At 58.1% G+C, this 18,853-nt stretch carries 10 protein-coding genes and 1 pseudogene; 4 read left to right on the top strand and 7 right to left on the bottom strand.

The features are described from left to right. Positions 1-126 precede the first annotated feature (126 nt). The 3 genes and pseudogenes from AC0L3J_RS34260 to AC0L3J_RS34250 all read right to left on the bottom strand — a co-directional run. Positions 127-315, bottom strand: a pseudogene (locus AC0L3J_RS34260) (DUF736 family protein); the annotation flags it as partial. A gap of 480 nt (positions 316-795) precedes the next feature. Continuing rightward, a complete protein-coding gene (locus AC0L3J_RS34255) occupies positions 796-2,787 on the bottom strand; it encodes a hypothetical protein (protein ID WP_473350010.1) in 1,992 nt (663 codons plus the stop codon). A 129-nt stretch (positions 2,788-2,916) separates the two neighbouring features. Then, the gene (locus AC0L3J_RS34250) at positions 2,917-3,510 is read right to left on the bottom strand and encodes a hypothetical protein (protein WP_473350009.1); all 594 of its coding nucleotides are present in this window, start codon (positions 3,508-3,510) and stop codon (positions 2,917-2,919) included. Positions 3,511-3,660: 150 nt separating this feature from the next. Here AC0L3J_RS34250 and AC0L3J_RS34245 point away from each other — a divergent pair, with 150 nt between their 5' ends. Beyond that, positions 3,661-3,951 carry a hypothetical protein gene (locus AC0L3J_RS34245; protein ID WP_473350008.1) on the top strand — a complete coding sequence of 97 codons (291 nt, stop codon included), beginning with the start codon at positions 3,661-3,663 and terminating at the stop codon, positions 3,949-3,951. Between the two features lie 327 nt (positions 3,952-4,278). After that, complete coding sequence (locus tag AC0L3J_RS34240) at positions 4,279-5,505, top strand: HNH endonuclease (protein WP_249799046.1); 1,227 nt, start codon at positions 4,279-4,281, stop codon at positions 5,503-5,505. A gap of 225 nt (positions 5,506-5,730) precedes the next feature. Here AC0L3J_RS34240 and AC0L3J_RS34235 read toward each other — a convergent pair whose 3' ends face one another. Then, the gene (locus AC0L3J_RS34235) at positions 5,731-7,356 is read right to left on the bottom strand and encodes a hypothetical protein (RefSeq protein ID WP_473350007.1); all 1,626 of its coding nucleotides are present in this window, start codon (positions 7,354-7,356) and stop codon (positions 5,731-5,733) included. Positions 7,357-7,631: 275 nt separating this feature from the next. Between AC0L3J_RS34235 and AC0L3J_RS34230 the strand changes: the two genes are divergently transcribed. Both AC0L3J_RS34230 and AC0L3J_RS34225 read left to right on the top strand, forming a co-directional pair. Next, complete coding sequence (locus AC0L3J_RS34230) at positions 7,632-10,388, top strand: hypothetical protein (protein ID WP_473350006.1); 2,757 nt, start codon at positions 7,632-7,634, stop codon at positions 10,386-10,388. Positions 10,389-10,418: 30 nt separating this feature from the next. After that, entirely contained in the window at positions 10,419-11,036 is a 618-nt protein-coding gene (locus AC0L3J_RS34225) for a hypothetical protein (RefSeq protein WP_473350005.1), read from the top strand. Positions 11,037-11,383: 347 nt separating this feature from the next. Here AC0L3J_RS34225 and AC0L3J_RS34220 read toward each other — a convergent pair whose 3' ends face one another. From AC0L3J_RS34220 to AC0L3J_RS34210, 3 genes are all read right to left on the bottom strand, one after another. Further along, positions 11,384-15,178 (bottom strand): CHAT domain-containing protein, encoded by a 3,795-nt coding sequence (locus AC0L3J_RS34220; RefSeq protein WP_473350004.1) that lies wholly within the window; start codon positions 15,176-15,178, stop codon positions 11,384-11,386. Positions 15,179-15,328: 150 nt separating this feature from the next. Continuing rightward, positions 15,329-16,780 (bottom strand): argonaute/piwi family protein, encoded by a 1,452-nt coding sequence (locus tag AC0L3J_RS34215; RefSeq protein ID WP_473350003.1) that lies wholly within the window; start codon positions 16,778-16,780, stop codon positions 15,329-15,331. Further along, the gene (locus AC0L3J_RS34210) at positions 16,780-18,597 is read right to left on the bottom strand and encodes an SIR2 family protein (RefSeq protein WP_473350002.1); all 1,818 of its coding nucleotides are present in this window, start codon (positions 18,595-18,597) and stop codon (positions 16,780-16,782) included. The genes AC0L3J_RS34215 and AC0L3J_RS34210 overlap by 1 nt, the downstream gene beginning before the upstream one ends. Positions 18,598-18,853 lie beyond the last annotated feature (256 nt).

Here is an 18,853-nt window from a genome sequence, read left to right as displayed (position 1 = left end):
CGGCTTATTCCCGGGCTCTTCGAGATAGCGCGGCGGCAATCCATTCACGAGACTGCTTACGACACGGCCGATTTCATAGGTGCCGACTTTCTCGAAACGCCCCTCGATCGGCTCGGCCCAGAAACGCGCCGCCATCGAAGCCGGGAAGCTCGAGTCGTCTAGCTTGACCGACGGGTAGTCACGGCCGCTCTGCTCAGAGTGCTTCTGCCAGGCCGCGCCCAGCTCGACGGCGCCGGAGTAAACGCGAAAGTGCGGGCCCTTGCTCGGGGCGTTCTCGAAGCGCACCAGCTTGACGTTCAGCGTCAGCGTGCGGATCGAGCCGGTGAAGCCATTCTCGGTGGAGGTGAAGGTGCCGATGGTCGCCGTGGTCGTCGTCCTTTAGGGTTGCTCGGGTCGCGCCCGTCGCGACGTCGATAGCGGTCGACAGACTGGAGGCGATCGGCCCGCACCCGAAGGGCCGGAACGTCAGTGGGGGCGGCCGGCAGAGACCTTTTTTTGCGTCGCGAGGAATGCGGCGCAGCCGCAGAGGAAAAAAGCTGGCGACGGCCGTTGCGGTATCAAGATCGAGACGGCGCGATAGCGCCATCGCGCTTCAGTCAGACCAGCCACATCGAGGACGTGATCGGGGCGCCCCTCGGACAAACCGGCGACGACGTCTGCTCGCCTCCCGTGTCGGCCTCACCCCCCGCCGCCGCCAGCTCCACGACGTCAAGGCCGCAAGCGTTCGCCGACGCCGCCGAATGGGCCGTAGCTGTCTGCAGGTTCGGAGAGCGGGGCAACGAGCGCCTGCGCAAACTACCAGGGCGAGTGGATGTGGATGCCGGTCCGATCGCCGAGCCACTTGCCGGCCTTCTCGGTTTCACGGGCTATGTTGCCGGGAGCCTCCTTGATGGTGTCGATCGGCTTCTCCCGCAGCTTGTTGATCTGGTCAACCGTCTGTTGTCCGACCCGGATGCCCGCCTTCACGGAGTCGTCGAGGAATTTCACGATCTCATTGTGCGGACCGATCTCCGCATTATCGACCAGAAGAGCGAGCTCCTGCTCCGGCGCGCATGGCGCCTCTTTCGATTGCTCACGCAGTGCGTCCGCAAGGGCGCTCCGATCGCTATCGGGGGGCCCGCCTGGCTGCGTATCGGAGCCGCTCATCGACAAGCGAGCCTGGATCCTGAGTCCGTCATTTTCCATGACCACGGATGTCGGCGACCACCGGATCTCGACTGCCGGCTTTGGCAAACGCAAACCCTCCGGCTTTCCCGTCGCATTTGGCCGCGGCGCACCCAACCCGTAAACCCGCGGCAGGCTGTCGACCAGGGAAACAGGTGATTGACGGCCACCGCCGACATTCCTCTTCACGCGCACGCCGATTCTACCGACCTTGACCCAGCCGACATTCACCAGCGCAGCCTGACTGTAAATGTCCGCCGCAATTCGCACGCATGACAACTCAGGTTGCAGGATGATGGCCGTTCCCTTCTGTGTTTCCTGTCTGCTGACAGCGATCTGCGACGAGAGAGTACCGCCGGTTGATCCTTCAATCGTCGTATCTCCTCCAACCCCGCCTCCAATTTTTCCGGTCGAGAGGTGGTAATGGATTGCCGCTCGCACTGCGGCCTGAACATCAACACTCACGGTCAGACCCTTATCTGGAGACCAGCTCGGTTGGGCGAAATTCGCGCTGAGCGTGCCTGAGACAAACTCGGCGTGCTGTGGCGTGACCTTGACGCCAGCGTCGCCGAGGAAGTCATCCTTTAGAACATTTCCCTCGGCGATCACGCCGTTGGCGCGTGTGGTGCTGATTGGGATAGCGAACTGACGACCCGAAACCGCCTTCGCGGCATCCAGCAACGGACGGACCGGCAACCGCACCTCGACGTCATTTCCCGCGACGTCGAAAGCGCCGAGAGTGGCGGCCAGTTGATTGCGCTTCAGGTCTATCGCGCTGCGCGCGGCCGCCCGGTCAACCGGCAGTGGGTCTGGAGTCTTGAACGTGACCTTGGCGCCTCCGAGCAGCCAAACCCCTGACGCCGTCATGAGAGGATAGGGTGCCTCGAACGAACCTTTAATGTCGGGACCATCCAATTTGGCGTGGAGCTGATATCCGCCCTGAAAAGGAAAGACGAGGTCTTGGTCCACCGCCAGGTGCACCGGCAGCTTGAACTCTATCTTCAGCGGCGGCAGCGGAATCGCAAGCTGTTGGGCGAAGCGCTCGATGACGGCATGAGAGAGAACCTCGGAGGCAAGCTTGCCCGCCGCAACGTCGAAAAAATGCAGACCGGTAACCGGGGCAATGCGCGCTGGAACAATCTTCAGCACAGCCGGCGTGTCATTGGCGCCGACCGTGGGAAGAAACTCGGCGTCGACAGCAAACCGCACCGACGCGCCACTCCACCACGTTGAGCCTCCAGCAGGTCGAAACCCCACGGTTATTTCCAGGTGTGGACGAAGACGCGATGCCTCGGTTTCGACCTTGAGGCTATCAAGGCGCGCGACAAAGGCGCCTGCTGGAAGCGCGCCGTCGCTGTTCGCCACCTGAGAGCTAAATTCCGATCCGACGAGGAGTCGGGCCGCATCTCGAAGCGAGCCCGCCGGCAAGAACAGCCGCGTATCCCATGCCGCGGGCTGCGTCCCTGCCTGAACAATGTCCTGTGTGTAAGCGATCGCTTTCGCCTCCTCGTCCAGAGCCGCGTACTCCGCGACGCTGTGTAAGGACGAACGCCATGAAGCGATCGCCACACCTGCCAAGATAAGCAGAAACGCCAACGGGCCAGCCAAAGAACGCAGGCGCATGCCATCCTCCCCTCACAATGACGCGGTGCGCGTTCTTACGACCGGAAAGTCGCGCACCAATCTATCGCTACAGTACCATCTCCTGAACTCGAGCATGTGCGAAGCTCGACGAATTTTTGGATGCTTGGCTCATTTCGATAACGCTCGAGCCTGGGACCATTGCTTCGCGATTGCATAACTCATACGGATGCTGCCGATCAGGCAGATCAGATAGAGGTAAATCTGGAATGGTGGATAGATCCACGGCATATTATCGCTGATGTTCCCAACACAGTAGGTCGAGGCGGTGCCGATCATGAGGTACTCGGGATCGTAGAACTGCTTCCAGAAATATTGATTGCAGGCCGTCCCGTGGGGCACAACGTTCAGCAAATACTGAATGATGAAAAACACCGTACTCATGACCGGCACAAAAAACAGGGCCAAGACCGCAATACCAGGCCGCTTGAGCGAGGCAGGTAGCGAAGTCGCTTCGCTCAAGACGACGTCCCTCGCCACGCGCAGGCTGTCAGCTTCGATTTTCAGGCCAGCGAGGAGGAAAACGACAAGCAGTGGTCCGAATATCACGATGATGCCAGGATTGATGTTGAGCGACAGGCCGAGAGCTGAAGCATTCCCGAGCTTTTCGCCAGTTCTGGTTAGGGCACAAAGAAAGATCAACAGCAGGCTTCGGTTACAGAACGCCCGAACAAAAGCAGCTTCGGCTGTAAGATAAGAAAGCATACCACCCCTCCCCACCGCCACCGGGTCCAATTCTATTATGGCCTGAACGATATAGCACTCGCTGTCGCGTGTTGAGGAGATACTAGGCTGATCTATATCGACGGCACGCAATATTCGCATATGTGCGGCCACGGCACGATCGCAGTCGGCATGGCGACAGCGGTTGTCATCGACGCGCAGAAGATTGACGCTTTCGCGAGGCTCACGAATGAAAAGCTCGATGCAGGCGACACGAATACCCGCAAGACGTACATCCGCTCGATCGTTGAAGCGGTCGAAGTCGACGATCGGGCTATCCGGATTGTGGGCAGCAAGGACATCTTGCAGGCCGTGATTGCCGGCAAACAGAACCAGAACGGAAAAGTTCGCGGTTTTGTGCGCAAATGGCGCGCCGAAGTGAATAAAAGTTCGAACACATATGTAATTGAACTTGCTATGTAATTTTTTGGAGCGACTGCGCCCTCGCGTGCGCTAATCCTTTATCGCGAGCTTTCTTGTAGATTGTACGTCCGTTTTGTTAGTCTCGTTCGCCCTATGGATTCTGCGTGTTGCTTCCGCTGTGTTTGATTGGAAAGCGTCCCGAATTGGGGGCTGTTTTTTCGGAGCCGGCCATCGCGCGCCTTCGCCCCGCCCGGGGCGCGCGTGGACGGCCTAGACAGACCCAGGGACAGTTTTTTGGTGAGGTCGGAGCCGCTGTGTGACGATGTCCGCGTCACTTGAGGCGGAGAGCGCAACAAGGTGAGAGCAGGCAGGACGTTAGCAAGCTCCATGCCCGACCGTCGTTTGCGTATTGGAGAGCGGGTGCAACCCATCTGCGCCATTTGCGGCCGGGACATTGAGCCTGACAACGACTCCGAGGAGCACGTTCTTCCCGGCGCGATCGGCGGGCGCCAAACAGTTCGCGCATTCCTGCACGGTGACTGCAATAACCGCTCAGGTCACACTTGGGATGCGGCGCTTGAGAAGCAGCTTCGGCCTCTGGCTCTCCATTTCGGCGTAAAGCGTCAACGCGGACGCACTTTGCGCATGGCGGTCATCACCACTGCCGGTGAGAACCTCCTGCTGAATGCCGGCGGTCAGCTGGAAATGGCTCGGCCGGAGATCAATCGCACGCTGACCCCGAGCGGTGAGAGTATCCAGGTGAAGGCGGGGTCGGTCGCCCAAGCGCTCGATGTTCTGAATGGGATAAAGCGCAAATATCCGAAGTTGGACGTCGAAGCGGCCTTGGCCGGCGCCGAGACCCGACAATCATACGCGAATGGTGTGATGCGCATTGATCTGGACTTTGGAGGCCCATTGTCTGGCAGGTCTCTCGTCAAAAGTGCCTTGGCGCTGGCCCACAACGCCCATCTTCCTATCGATCTATGCCGCGATGCCTTGTCTTATCTACGCCAAGCCGATGCGGAGCCTTGCTTCGGATATTATTACGCCGATGATTTGGTGAGTGGCCGGCTACCGGGGACACCCCTACACTGCGTTGCGATTGATGCTAATCCAGAGACAGGTTTGATTCTTGGCTACGTAGAATACTTCGGCATCCATCGCGCCGTCATCTGCCTCGGTCGTAACTATTCCGGAGACCGCCGGACATCCGTCTACGCGTTAGATCCCCGCACCAGCGAGACCCTCAAAGTTGCGGTTCGCCTGGACTTCGACGTCGCGGATGTCCAGGCGATCTATAACTACGAGCGGGACGACGCGGAAAAGCGGCAAGAAGCCTTCGGCGCTGTGTTCGGACCAGCATTGGCAGCGCACCAAGCAGCCGAGCGTGACAGAGTGATCCGCGACAGCCTGAACTTCGCCTGGGCAAACTGCGGCGGCGTGCCGGATCAACCACTGACCGCGGAGCATTTGGAAAAGCTAAAGGAGCTGTTTGCCGATCGTGCGACGCCGTGGTGGAAGCATGTCACTGGGCTGAACGATACCGCCGCACGTCAACTTGCCCTTGCCTATATCAGCCATGTGCTGACGGTAGCGCAATCGCCTCCGGTTTAGTGTGGCGGGTGCCCGCCATGCGCCTCAATGAGCTCGACAAGCTCGCCGAAGACGCTGAAAGTTGCGGTTGCGACCGAACAGCGCAAGAAGCGCGGGCAGCGTGGCGGGGGCGTATTGGGTGTAAACGGCCAGATAAGCCGCTTCTAGGCCTTGTTGCGGGCGGTCACTGCGAGATGCAGTGGCCGCCGTTTTTGCGCTGACCCGGGTCTATGCCTACCGATTTGCCTATCCGCGCATGCGCGACGCAAAGCGATGCAGATCGACGCGGTCACTATCCATCATGACGAACCCATAAGCCGGATAGTCAGGGACATTAGTTTTCGACACGCGCTGGTCGTCGATCTGCGTGAGGATATAGGCGAATGCGGGATTGAAGCGGCGGAGCGGCCATCCAGATTCTTCATGGAGCGCGGTCGCACCGATGAAATCCTTCTTGTCCTTTACCAAATCCACGAGCGTCGCGGCATCGACGGCCGGATCTGTCTGAAGTGCATAAGGATCGAACGTGAAGTACAGGTTGGGAGTCGTGGTGATGCGCGGGAGGCGCGGGCCGATGTACGACGTCGTGTTCACGAAGTCGTCCCTTGCGAGCTCGGCGACCGCAAAACCAAGTTCATCAATCGTGACGTTCGGAAATGCGGCGATCAACTCGTCTTCAGGTACAAAATCGCTGTAGCCATGCGTAGATTCCTTAGACGCCCACAAGCCTATCTTGATAGCCAGCGGGCTGAGTTCACCAATTTTCAACGGGGCAGACTCCCTGGCCGCGAGCGCAACCACCGGACTGCTCGCCACGTTCTCGACTGGCGGCTGCGCGCCATTCGCCAGCCAGCCATCGATGCCGTTGACGACCGTCTGGGCTATCTCCGCGAATTGAAGAATATCATCGCCGACCAGCGGGACCCTCTCGCCCACACGGGCATCGGCCGCGTGCTCGGCAAAGGCGGCATCCGCGACGCCAAGATTATGCCCGATGACATGACGCTTCTGAATATTTAGCGTGAGTACCGCCAACTCGTCCGGCGACAGGGCGCCATACGGATCGAACGCAAACTCACCAAAACGCTTCCGCCCGCGCTCGATGTTCTGAAAGGCATTTCCGACTGGCTTCACCTCGGGCGAGCCTTCCGGACGCGTCGCCACGTTATGATGATAGATCGTCTTCAGCGTGGCCTCGAAAGCGGTCAGTACATCCTCGTGCGCGTTGCCCAGCAATCGATACGCTAATTCGCTCTGATCTTCGCCAAGGCTGTCAGCCAGCTTCACTTGCTCGCGGACCAGCGCAGCCTCGCGGGCGAAGTGGAGATGGATATTCAGTGCGCCGCAATCGGGACAGAAGAGCGAGATGGCGAATACGCCATAGTCCCGTCCGCACTCGTCGCAAACCAGTTCGCGCAAAAGATCGCTGCGCGCGAAGCGCGGAACGGGTTTGGCGACCGGCCGCAGCCCCGTCTCGACCTTAATGAATTTGCTGCTCGAAAATTTCCTTCCGATATCCGCAAACATGTCATGGAATTGCGCAGCAGCGTCGGCACGAAACGCGTGCTCCACCAGCTTTAAGGCAGCGGCGCGATCGTCGGGGTGAGTAAAGTCATCATCCTTTGCGACAATGCCGCTGTAAGGACAGACCGTCTCCGGAAAACCTGGCTGGTGCGTCATCCTCGGCGTCATGTTTTCAGGCAACGGAAAGCCGTCGACCCGCTGCCCGAGCACAAAATGGCGCGGATGCGCATTTTCATTGGGCGAGTATCGATAGACCCGACCGTCAGGCGTTTGAGGTAGCGGGATGCTTAGCTGAAGCGTGCTGCCCGTCTTCCCGGTCTGATACTTTTCAAGGTTGCGAAATCGCATGCGCAAAAACTTCTCCCGGCACGCCGGCGGGCCTACTGATTCGCATCCAGAATCCCGCGCTTTCCCGGCCCTGGAGTCAATGGCAGATATCGGCAGTGGCGGTCATGGCTCAGCGCACCCGCTGCGATGGGGTGACCGGTCATGCGCAAGCCCAGGCCGGTTTGCAGCCAAGGGCTATCCATCGGCCGCAATATCGAGAGGCAGCCTCGAAAATTAGTCTTCCGGACCCGCGAGCGCTATTCTCTACTGTCTGACCGATGCCTTTTTGAGCCCTTATGGACGATCCCAGTCAAACAGCAGATCTTTCGCGCGAGCAGCAGGACACGACAGCCCTGGTTCGACGACTGCTCGGCAAGCGAATCGCAGACCGCTATGTCGATTTCTGCCGGCTCGCGGCTGGCGGCTTGCCCTTGCGCGTTTCTGCCCCGCTGGCCGCGCACGCCCTACGCGAGCTCGAATCCATTCTCCGGCAGACGCTCGATGTCCCGATGGATGTAGCCATTCAGCCGACGGAAGAAGAGCTCAAAAAATTGGAGGCGGCAAAAACGGCACTGCGGACGCTTGGATATGGAGACGACCTTGTGCTGCGCGCCTCAGGCCAATTGAGGCCGCGCCTCAGTCACAAGGAAGAAATAGAGAAAATCGTCACGCGCCTCGACCTCGCACCGGACGGCGATATCGCGCGGGCATGGAAATCCATCTCGCAAGCCCACGGGCAGGCCCATGGAGGGCGCGCGCTGCACCACTCCACGACGGTCGATGACGCTTTTCGCGCCGCGTGGCAGGCACCGTTCGATGTGGTGCTTCGCGGCTTGATGATTGCTCTCCAAGGAGAATATGCCGCTTTCATGCACAGGATTGACCAACTGGTGGCGATGCCGAACCGAAGCGCTGCGGTCACCAGCTTTTCCAAGGAGATTCCAGGCGCGCTGCCGTTGCTGTGGCATTTCTTCAACGAGCTCGAAACGCCGGACTGGCTCCCGCATCTCATGCAGCGAAATCTGCTGACTGGGCCTTCGTCCGAGGAAGACGAGACTTCCGGCAACAGCGTCCGGTTGCGCCAGTGGCCGGCAAGCCGCTACTTGCTTCGCATGGCCAAGACAGCCGACGATGCTGGCCGGGCGCAAGTCGCTGAAGCGCTCAAACGCGTCGCACGTTCCACCCATCCGGATGTGCAACTGGCGGGTATGGAAATCCTGGCCGCCCTTCCTGCCGCTGAAGCCGCGTCTCTCGTTGACGTCGCCGAGGGGTGGCTGACGCCAAAGGCGCGCTTTATCATGGCGCAGAGCCCTTACGATCTGATCCGCAATCTCGCGACGGACGGCCAGGGCGATGCGGCGCTACGGATCGCGCGGGCGCTATTTCAGGTTTTTTCCGAGAATGGCCGGCTCGCCACGCTGTTCAGCCGGCACATGTACGAGCATTTTCTGCCCGAGACCGTCCGCGCCATTGCTCCCGTTTGCAAACTGGAAGCCGTGCATTTGCTCGCTTGGTTGCTCGATCAAGCGCTCCGAGCGTCAGGTAAAGTGTCGAACGAGCCCCCGCACGACTACAGTTACTACCTGTCTGGCGGCGTGACGGAGCACGGCGTGAAGCACGACGTCATCGATGCTCTCGTCGGTGAGTTGACCCGTGCCGCCAAGCTTGTAACCGAAATCGAGCCGTCAAACACAGCCAATGTGGTAGCCTGCATCAAAGGCTATGGATGGAAACTTTTCATCCGCATCGCACTGCACGTGCTCTCGTTCGGGCCCGGCTCGGCGCCAGAGACCGCGCAAGCGCTTCTGGCGGACAAGGAGCTCATCGACGCCACGTGGGCGCGACTGGAGTACGGGGAACTCGCGCGCAGTTGGTTTCCATCGCTATCACCCAAGATACAATCGGATATCCTCGCTTTCGTCGATGCTGTACCTGAGCGCTTCCGTGAACCAATGAACAAGCGCTTCGAGGAAGTCGAGAAGCGACCGCCGACGGCCGAAGAGCAGAATGCGCGCGACGCCTCTATCGTCAGGGACATCATCTGGCATTGGCGCGACGTGGTGCCCGAGGAGCGGCGGCTGGCCGCCGAAAAGCTTGGCGACCCGGATGCATGGCGGCGTAAGTTTGACGAGCCCGATGTGAGCCCGTTGACTGCACCTGATTTCTCTTCGCGTCCGATCGAAGAGATCGTGGCGTTTCTTCAGACATGGCGACCAACTGCGGAAGAAAAACGCGAAACGACGACCGCGCTTGCTCAGCAACTGCGCGAGGCGGTCAATGCCGACCCGCTCCGCTATTCCACAGATGCAGCAACGTTTGCCAGCCTGGCTCCAATCTATGTGCGACGGCTGCTTGAAGGACTTTCACTTGCTTCAAACAATGGAAACAGCATCGCGTGGGCTGGTGTGCTCAACCTCGTTGAGGCGATCACATATTCAGATTCCCGGTCTGGCGCAAATGGCATGGAAGGCGACGATCCCGACTGGTCCTGGGCCCGCAAGGCTGCCATCGACGTGCTTACGTCCGGCCTCGGGCGGGGCAACGAAGGAATCGCCGCCGCCGACGCGTCGCGTGTTCAAAGTCTCATTCTGGCGCTTTACCGCAGCGCGCCGCGCAAACCGGATTCCGATGACTTCGAAGAGAGCTATCGCCAGTTCCCGCATCACGGTGCGCGATCGACGTCACGCGGCGCTGCCGTGCAGCTCCTCATGTACTTCCTGTTCTGGATGAGCAAGGTCGATGAAGCCGCTATCGGCAAACCGCCGCGCGGCATGATTGAGAAGCTGCCGGCAGTTAGGCGGGTCCTGGAAGCAGAGCTGGCCGATATGTCGGCGGATGGCCGCATTCCACGCGCCATTCTTGGGCGGTTTCTCCAATGGCTCTTCTTTTTCGATGAAGACTGGCTCAAGCGACACCTCGAAACGCTTTTTCCGGAGAAGTCGCGTACGCTAAGCGACGCGGCATGGCATGCGCATCTTAGCGCCGACAATGGCCCGGTGAGTGTCCTCGCTTGCGGATGCAGCGCTGCTACGAGACCGAGATTGATGCGCTAAACGAGCCTGGCTACGCCCGCGACCAGCGGCATGTTGACGACCGGCTCGCCGAGTATCTTGTCATTCTCTACATCGGCGATGCCTTGCCCGACGCGTTGTTTTGAGCGCTTCTGGAATACGGCGCCTTCGTGTGCGCTTCAGCACGCCATGTGGTTTCTGGGCGAGCAGCTCGAACTGCCGCCGAAGAATTTGCCCGAGCCGCTTCGCGCGCGTGCGGTGTCGTACTGGGGGAGGCGCCTTGCCGCGGCCGAAGCGTCATCCACACCCGACAGCTTCCGCGACGAAATCGGCGCGCTCGGACAATTCTTTTTCAGAAAGGGCATCTCCGATGAATGGCTTATCGGCCAAATTGCCGCCGCGGCTGAGGCCGGCTTTGCACCAAGCGATCCCTACAGTGTTCTCGACCGGCTGGCGAAGGCCTCGCCCAAGCTCCCGGATTGTGCAGCGCGTGCGCTTGCCGCCCTCATCAAATGCAAGCATGCCGACGCGTGGACGTATATGACGCAGGGAGCCAGCATGCGGGCCATCTTCGTCAACGGCCTCGCGGTGAATGCGCCCGAGATCACAAACCTCATCATAGAGGCGATCAATTACCTCGCTTCCATCGGTGACACGGGATATCTGGATCTCTTGCCGAAGCGTTCGTGAAAAGCAACGTTAGCCTAATACTTGATCAGGCTGAGCTAAAGGCTCAGGCTCATTTCCCGGCAATTCCGCCGGCAGTTTGAGCGGCGTCGACCAGCGAAGCCGTTGCTGGACGCAGATTTCGAAACCGATGGTTTCAAGATAGTGGACGGCATGTACAGCCGCACCGAAGGCGAGCCGGTCAGCGCGTGCGTTGTCCTACCGGCCTGCTTCGCTTCCAGGCTATCAGCAAGATGGCCATTCCGCGCTAGGAGCGCCGAAGCGCATTCTTCTCTTCTGGAATCGTATTGTATTGGCGCGCGGGCGGTAGCGTTCTCGCCATCGAGCCGAAACTCAGCCACACAGATAAATCATCCGACTTCCTTTGACTTACTGCGATGAAGCCTCAGAGGATCACCATACACGTGCATGGCCAAAGCCTTAGCTGGCTCAGCACCGAGTGCCTTTGCAACATGTTGGTTTGCTAGGAAGTTTGCTTCAATCAAAGTCATACCGGTCATCCAGTTAGCAAGGAATGTTGGCAGCCACTGGTAGGTAACAACAGAATCCAATGGCCAAGGCGATGCCACGACCGCTGAACAACCCTGATCGAGAATGGCCTTCGCCAGTCCTGTCGTGGTGACAGCGTCCGGCACCTTATCCGCCCGCCCACCACTGCAAACGAAGAGAACGACAACACCGACATTACGGAGTGACGCTGCAAGTTCCCGGCCGGTCGTGACAAGGCGACCTTCATCGCTGACCCTCTGGAAAAAACGTCCATCAAGACCAAGTCCTCCGTGGGCGGTGACTATGACAAGCTCGGATTCTGCGAGATTGCTTGGAATGACTGGCCCGGTATCAAGTCCGATCCCGTGTTTCTCTAGCGCCTCGCTTATTCGCGCCGCGATTGCAACGAAGGTCTCGCCAAGCCTATCTTCTTGAGAAATCCAGGCGACCATTCGACCATTTGTAGCGGGTGGATTTGCACGCGCGGCCTTTAGCCAAGAAAGCGAAGGCGCAGAAGCCATCGGTCGTTTCTGGCCCGCAAAGTCGTCACTTATCCGAATAATATTACTGGGCAGTTGTTGCAACTCTGCATCGGCAACAACGACGGCGGGGCCGTCTGGCATGTCAGTAACGCGGAGACGATCGGTAGTGTTGTAAAACAGATTGACTGTCTTTTCGTCGATCCCGTAGCGAAAAGGAAACTCACTGGTCCAATCACGATAATCACTGACGGAGAAAACATCGCTCGCTTCCTTCGTAACGCTTTCATGCCCATCAACCCAGTCGATACGTGTCAAACGTTGCTCGGTATCAGTTCCTAACAAGACAACCGATATACCTTCCTGAGAGACGCCTCTCGCGATATCCGCTGCATCCTCGATCTTCTCCAGTCCGGGAAGTGGTTTGGACGTGATTTGCCAACCTGGCGCCGGGATCGCTCTGTCGGTGAGCATTTCCACGGCGAATGTCGATATGACCCCATCCTCTATCGCCGCGTCCGTGGCTAACAGGCGATGTGCCGCGATTGCAGTAAAACGCGCATCGAAGCCACTGTCGTCCGCAAAGCGTGCGCTTTCGATATTTCGATGGATCTTTAGGATGCCGTTTGCATCAGGTTGGTTCGACGAAAGACTACGGGCTATCGCTGCGACGGGTTGACTTGCCTTCGGCAAAAGCTTCTCGAATAAACCGGCAACAGATTTCGAGATCTCCACGTTCGCTAACCGCGACCAGGCTATCAATTGTCCCAGTAAGATCGTTACTGGATCGACGATATCAAAGCGATCGATAGCTTGTTGGCCAGCCTGTGCCGCCCGGTCTAGAAGGCCAGGAAGTCTCGCCTCAAGATCGTCGGGCTTCTTTATTGCTTCTGTCACATCCAAAGACAACGACATAAACTCATGGCGATGCGCATTAGCCTTGGCCAATCCCATGCGCTCTAAAACTTCACCTCCCTTGGCGTGCATTTGCCGGGCCGTCGGTATCAAACCAATGTCTCTCAACAGACGTACCAACCCGTTGATTTCGTGCCACGCCTCCTCGCTGGTCACAGTTGTATCACCGGCGACGGCGCACGCGAACGCGATCAAGCTTTCAAGTTTGTTTCCCAACCGTTGGTAGATATCGGCTACGGCAAACCAGCTCATTCGCATCCGGGCTGAGGTGTTTTGACCCAACCTCAGTGCTTGCTCGGCCATGTCTCGCGCGAGTTGAACGCGCCCAGCCGTTGCATAAGCGCCGGCCGCGACGCGGATCATCGGAAGGTCGTGACTTTGCGACGCTGTGTGGACGTTAATCCCGATGCCAAGGCTCACCCACATCATCATTTGATTGACGTCAGCATCGTCTTGAATGTGACCGCTTGTATGTTGAATCATCCGCATGACCGCGGGCGCCAGCTTATCCGCCGGCTCAGTTAGCAACTCTTTTGGCAGCACGATACGGTCGAGAGAGATCGGCGATTGTTCGGATAGCCATCGGAAAACCTGCTTGAGCGCGTCAATTTTTGTCGAGAACTCTTCAGCAGAAAAGCCTTGCTCATCGTCGTCATCGATCAGATCGAGCGGCCGTCCTAGGAAATCGAGCACTATAGCTGCGACCAAAGCTATGCCTAGAGTACCGGTGACGTCGAGCGACAAAACATGAAGCAAACGCGTGCGGGTATGCGTGTCGGTCGTATTGCTCGCTAGATATTCGATGACGCCGGCAATCGGGGACTTGAGTTCTTCGGACGAAACCCGAAGCTGGCCTTTTTCGTCACGATCGAGCGCCAACTCTTCAACCACGTCAATAACCGATCGCGCTGTGATTGCCGACGCAATCGGTCGACGCGTTGCAATATCCAGTGCGTGGATCGGCAAGCAGCGCAGCCGCGCATCGCGTGTCAAGATAGCATTGATGTGCTGGACTTGGTCTTCGAAGCGTTTCGATAAACCCGCTTCGATCGCGGCATAGTCAGGAATTCCTTGTTTGGGCAGCGATGCGGAAAGTGCGGTAAAAAGATCGCTCGTTCGCGCGTTGCCTTGGTTCGTCGCCAAAGCGGCAAGACCATCGTAGTCTCCTGCACGGCCAAGCTGCCTCCAGGCCCGCTCCACGAGGATCGCGTGTTCCGGGAATAATGTTTCAAGACGAGCGGCCGCTTGTGCTTCAAGATCCGGCTCCGAGATTTTGGCGGCCGTATCGACTGCAAGGGCAAGCCCTTCCACGTTGTTAAGACCATTGATCGCAGGCTCCAGGAATTTGGCAGCTAATAAGATCGCCCCAGCGTCAGCTGCAATGCGGGCCAACTTCGCCAGCACGAATGAATCAGTGGCAGTGATGGGGTATTTCTCGATCTCTTCGAGAGCTTGGCCATGCAAGCCGCCTCGATGAAACACTTGAACTCGCTGGAAGGCCTTTTCTTCCTGGCTCAAATCGAGCGCTTCAATATCGCGGATGACCACACCGATACGCCCTTCTGCAATGAGCTGATCCCACCTAGCGATGTTGTCGCCGAGGATCGATTCCGTGCTATCGGGCATTTCGCCAGCAAGGAGGCCAACATTGTCGAGCGATTTCAAGATTTCGATGTTAGCTGATCGTCTCGGGACGAGCTCGCCCGTATCGAGCACGATGTAGCAACTCATACTCGTCGCTATCGTAAGCAAATCCGAACACAGAGATTGAACCTGCGGAACCCAGAAATCCTCCGGTAGGCTTGTTCCGGAAGATACCGCTTCGACTTTCTGGTTTCCAAATTCAGCGGCATCAAAGACGATGATCGCGCATTTCTCCGGAACGTCCTGGAGCGCATCTATAACTGACTGAGATCGCAAGTCGGACAGTTCGACAAATCGCAACCGTTGGTCAGGATGGTTGGCTTCGGGCGGACGTAGTTCGCCCTTCTCAATTCCGGCATCCAGCTGCGCCTTCAAATGTTCTAGCCGCCGGCCAGACCCGGGGGGTGCGATCACAATGATCTGGCTCAATAGCGACTTTTTATGCTCATCGTAAAACGAGAGAAGAAGAAGAATAATCTTACCGACACGCGAGATTATTGATCCGCCGCCGATGCAGAATATGTCTCCGCCACCAAAACCTAATCCGTTTTGCCGAAAGAAGTGTTCGAGAGCGATGTCGGCAGAATTACTTTCTTGATTTTCGATATCTTCGCTCATCTGGCATCGGCTCCATAGATTTCATTGCGGCCGTGCCATTTATTTGCTTATGCACGATCTCGCCGCTGAAAGGGGTTCCTAGGTGTAGTAAACAGCACCGTTGATTGCTTTTGTTGGAGCCCGCAGACGAGCGTTTGGTGACTTCGTCGCTTACATGAACAGGCGATACGGATAGACGTTGCGCGGTAAGTCCGGGACGTTCGCGATCGTTCGCGCGAGCCGTTGCGAGTATCGGATGCTGACTGGCACCGGGTCGTAGAGAGCGTCATTATTCCAATCCATCTTGGTCAATGCCAGCGCCTCGTGAGCCGTCAATTCAAGCGGCCCTCTGCCCGCATGACGGATCAGCTGTAGCGGTCGCGGGATGCTCTTCTTACCCTGATAATAATCGCCCTTGGTCGAGACCTCTGGCGCATTGCCGGCAACCCAGACCAGTGCAGAATTGCCGGAACGAATGACCATCGTTCCGCGAGGCACCGGGTAGCCCGACGGCTTGCTCGGTGGTCGTTGTACGCCCGTCTCAATCAGCCAGACGCCACGCCAGCAGGATGCCGAACTGACCTCGACGCACTCGATCTCCGCGACACCAGCCAGCGCATCGAACGCGCCTTCGATCTCGCTGTCCTTGAAGGCCGTAGTTTTGTGTATGACCATCCGCTTAGGCAGATTGCCTCCATTACGCCCTTGGTAAAGTGATAGGCTACGAGCGAGAACGGCGCGCATATCGTCGCGGCTTAGAAACGGATTTCTGCGCGCTTCGATGACATCGGCAACAGGGTCTTGGGCCTCGAAGGCCACGAATTGCATGCCGCCGCCGTCCATGTCGAACACCTGCGAGCAACACGTCACATAATGCGCGTCCCGCTGGTCGCCGCGGATAGCGTAAGCAAGCCCGATATAGGCTGTGTCTGGAGGCACGCCTTTCAACGGAGCTAGTTTCCAGGGCGTGCCGGCGGCCTTAACGTAAAGTGCGGTTGCCAATCGCCATGCAAGCGACGCTTTATGCGTGAATGTAAAAGCCCGGTCGTTCAACACCTGCGTCGGAATATTATACTTAGCGCCTAGTGCCTTAAGCGAGTCATGGGCGTCAAAATATTTACCGCGTGTGGCCGTGTTCCAGCTGTCCGGAAAGTGGACAAGTACAACGTCAAATTCATTGCGAACCAAATCGAGACGCCGAAGCGCGGCCTCCATTGCGAGAAAGAGCCTCGCCTGAGCATCGCCCTCACCGGGCAGTTCGTGCAGATGCTCGGGCCATTTGATGTGAGCGTCGCGCGGTGCCGCGTCGAGCGCGACATGGAACAGTCGCTCGAACCCTGGATAGTGCGGGACATATTCAGACCTGTCGGTCGGGCGATGCGCGTTGCGCAGCGACAACATCAACTCACCACGTCGCTTGAAGGCGCTGTCCGGGCCCACGGTTGCGATCCTGATGCGCGAAGTGAAGCTGCCGAACGACCCCTTCGAATAGGGTCCGAAATTCGCAAGCCCGCGAAGCGGATGAACATCGACATGCGTTGCGTCAGAGGGCGAAAAGCACAGGTCCGGCTCGTCCAGCAGCGTGAACGGAGGAAGCTTTGTTAAAAGGGCTGGACTGCTCATCACGTAGTCCTATCGAAATAGACGTGGTGATGGCCGGGGCGGCTCCAGCCCGTGATAGATGAGACCTCGAACACGGCATCGATTCCGGTTCCATCTTCCAGCCCAAACGCGCGCTTCGTCCCGCCACTGGCGTTACTGAGCAGCTGTGCCCACTCCGAAATGATACTCGCCCAGTTCCTGTTGTACCGCTGTGCCCAGCGTTCCCGGCGCCAGTCGCCTGCCGGATCGCCACCCCGGTCAGGACGCGCACCCATAGGATCCGCGTCGGGAAATTCCGTATGATCTGGATTGCCATGCTGGGGGATTTCTGGCCGCGGAATATGGACGAAGGTGTAGGGCTCGAAACCGCACCACCATCGCCCATTGACGAGTTCTAGCTTCAAGAAAAGACCTTCCTGAAATGAAAAACCGAGACCGGGAACAATGCCCGTGAGGTCGCTCTTGTAGGCGTTTCGAAGGTTGGACAGCAGCTGTGCATTCCGGCGCGCTCGTTCAGGATCGTCTCCCTCGCGTGGTGACGCTATGACGACGGAATGTCCGGCGCGCTTGTAGCGCGGAATTAGCGGAAGGCGGCGCGCCAAACCTCTGACCAGCGCGTCATATAAAAGACCCATGGCCCAACTGTCGGCGATCGGATCGAGCTCGACTTCGCCGCCTAGCGTTGCTCCAAGCGGCTCAAGCGCATCGAGCATGTCTTGATCCCTGCCAAAAACGGCCAGTTCTCGCCCCTGCGCCGCAACTATCGCTTTGACGCCGTTCTCCTTCAACATCTCCCGGACGACAGGCGAGGTCGTATACTGCGCGAGTTTCACACGACGGGCGGTACGCGGCATGTTTTCGATTAGTAGCGAGGAATAGCGCAGGACTGGAAAAGCCCGGGCGTCGATGATAGGCAATTGCACCGCCACCAAGCGCGGTGTCGGGCGCGCTTCCATCACTCGATCGAAGAGTGGTTGGGGAAGATCGGTCGTCTTGATAATTTCGGCCGCAAGTTCATCAAAGGTTGCACACTCGACAATTGCTACGTCCACACCGGCCGTCTGCGCCCGGCTTAGGAATTCAGTGACAGCGGGCAGCAAGCGCGAAGCTGACGAAGTGAGCCAATACAATCCGTTGGGAAATGGCGATGGCGCGTCGAGAACCGTGTTCAAGGCTTCCATGATCGAGGCGTCGCGTCCGCTATACCCGACGAAGATCAATCCGAACCGTTTACCAGCTTCCACCAGCACATGCCGCATACGGGCGTCCTGGTTCTCCAATTCCGATCCAGTATTCTTGATTGCGATCGATTGATAATCGCCGTGGAGCTTCGCGACCAACGGCCAATCGGATTCATTGAGACACCGCATGGCGCGGTCGGCGGAATCGATAGCCGCCACCGTGGGGCGGTTTTGGTCGTCGTTTGGGAGAATTGCATTTGCCGAAAGCGCCGACTCCTCGATGAGCGGATCGAAGTTCGTTGTGAAAACGCAGTTGATTTTGCCGGCCGCCATCAGGCTTCCAAGCACCTTGTGTCCGAAGCTTGGCGCGCCCCGAGAAATCGAATCGTCGATGTATTGCCTGCGATGGCGGGGCTCCGGATAGACCGCTTCGAAGGCTTTCGCATATTCCGTCGGGTCACCGTCAGGCGGCAACAGCGAGGTTCGTCGGAAGAAGGCGTCGATCCGCTCGATCCAGATTGGATCTCCCGTATCGATCTCACGCTTCGACAGGTTGTTCTCACGACAGAAGATTTGCGCCTTGAAATCCTGGATCATGGCATAGCCTGTCGGAATGCCGGAGGCGGCCGATGCACCAGCGCCGAGGAACCACGCCACCAGGTTTGGCCTGAGATCGAAGGTGGTCGCGAGTTGCGCGGCGGAGATGGTTTTAAATGGCTTGATGGTGTTATTCCTTCAACCGATCCCGAAATACGCTCATTGATTCTAAGATGGCAAATGGCTGTAAAGTCATTCCCTTTAAACTACTTTTGTACCTTATTCGCATACCTCATTCGTCAACACCATTCGCAGCCCAATTTTATTGCTTGAACGGGGCTCCGCGGCTTGACATTCTCGCTTGCATTGTTGACAG

The sequence above is a fragment of the Bradyrhizobium sp. Kon37 genome, from assembly GCF_055807535.1.
The sequence above is the reverse complement of the archived record's forward strand: the minus strand, read 5'-3'. Positions and strand labels throughout refer to the sequence as shown.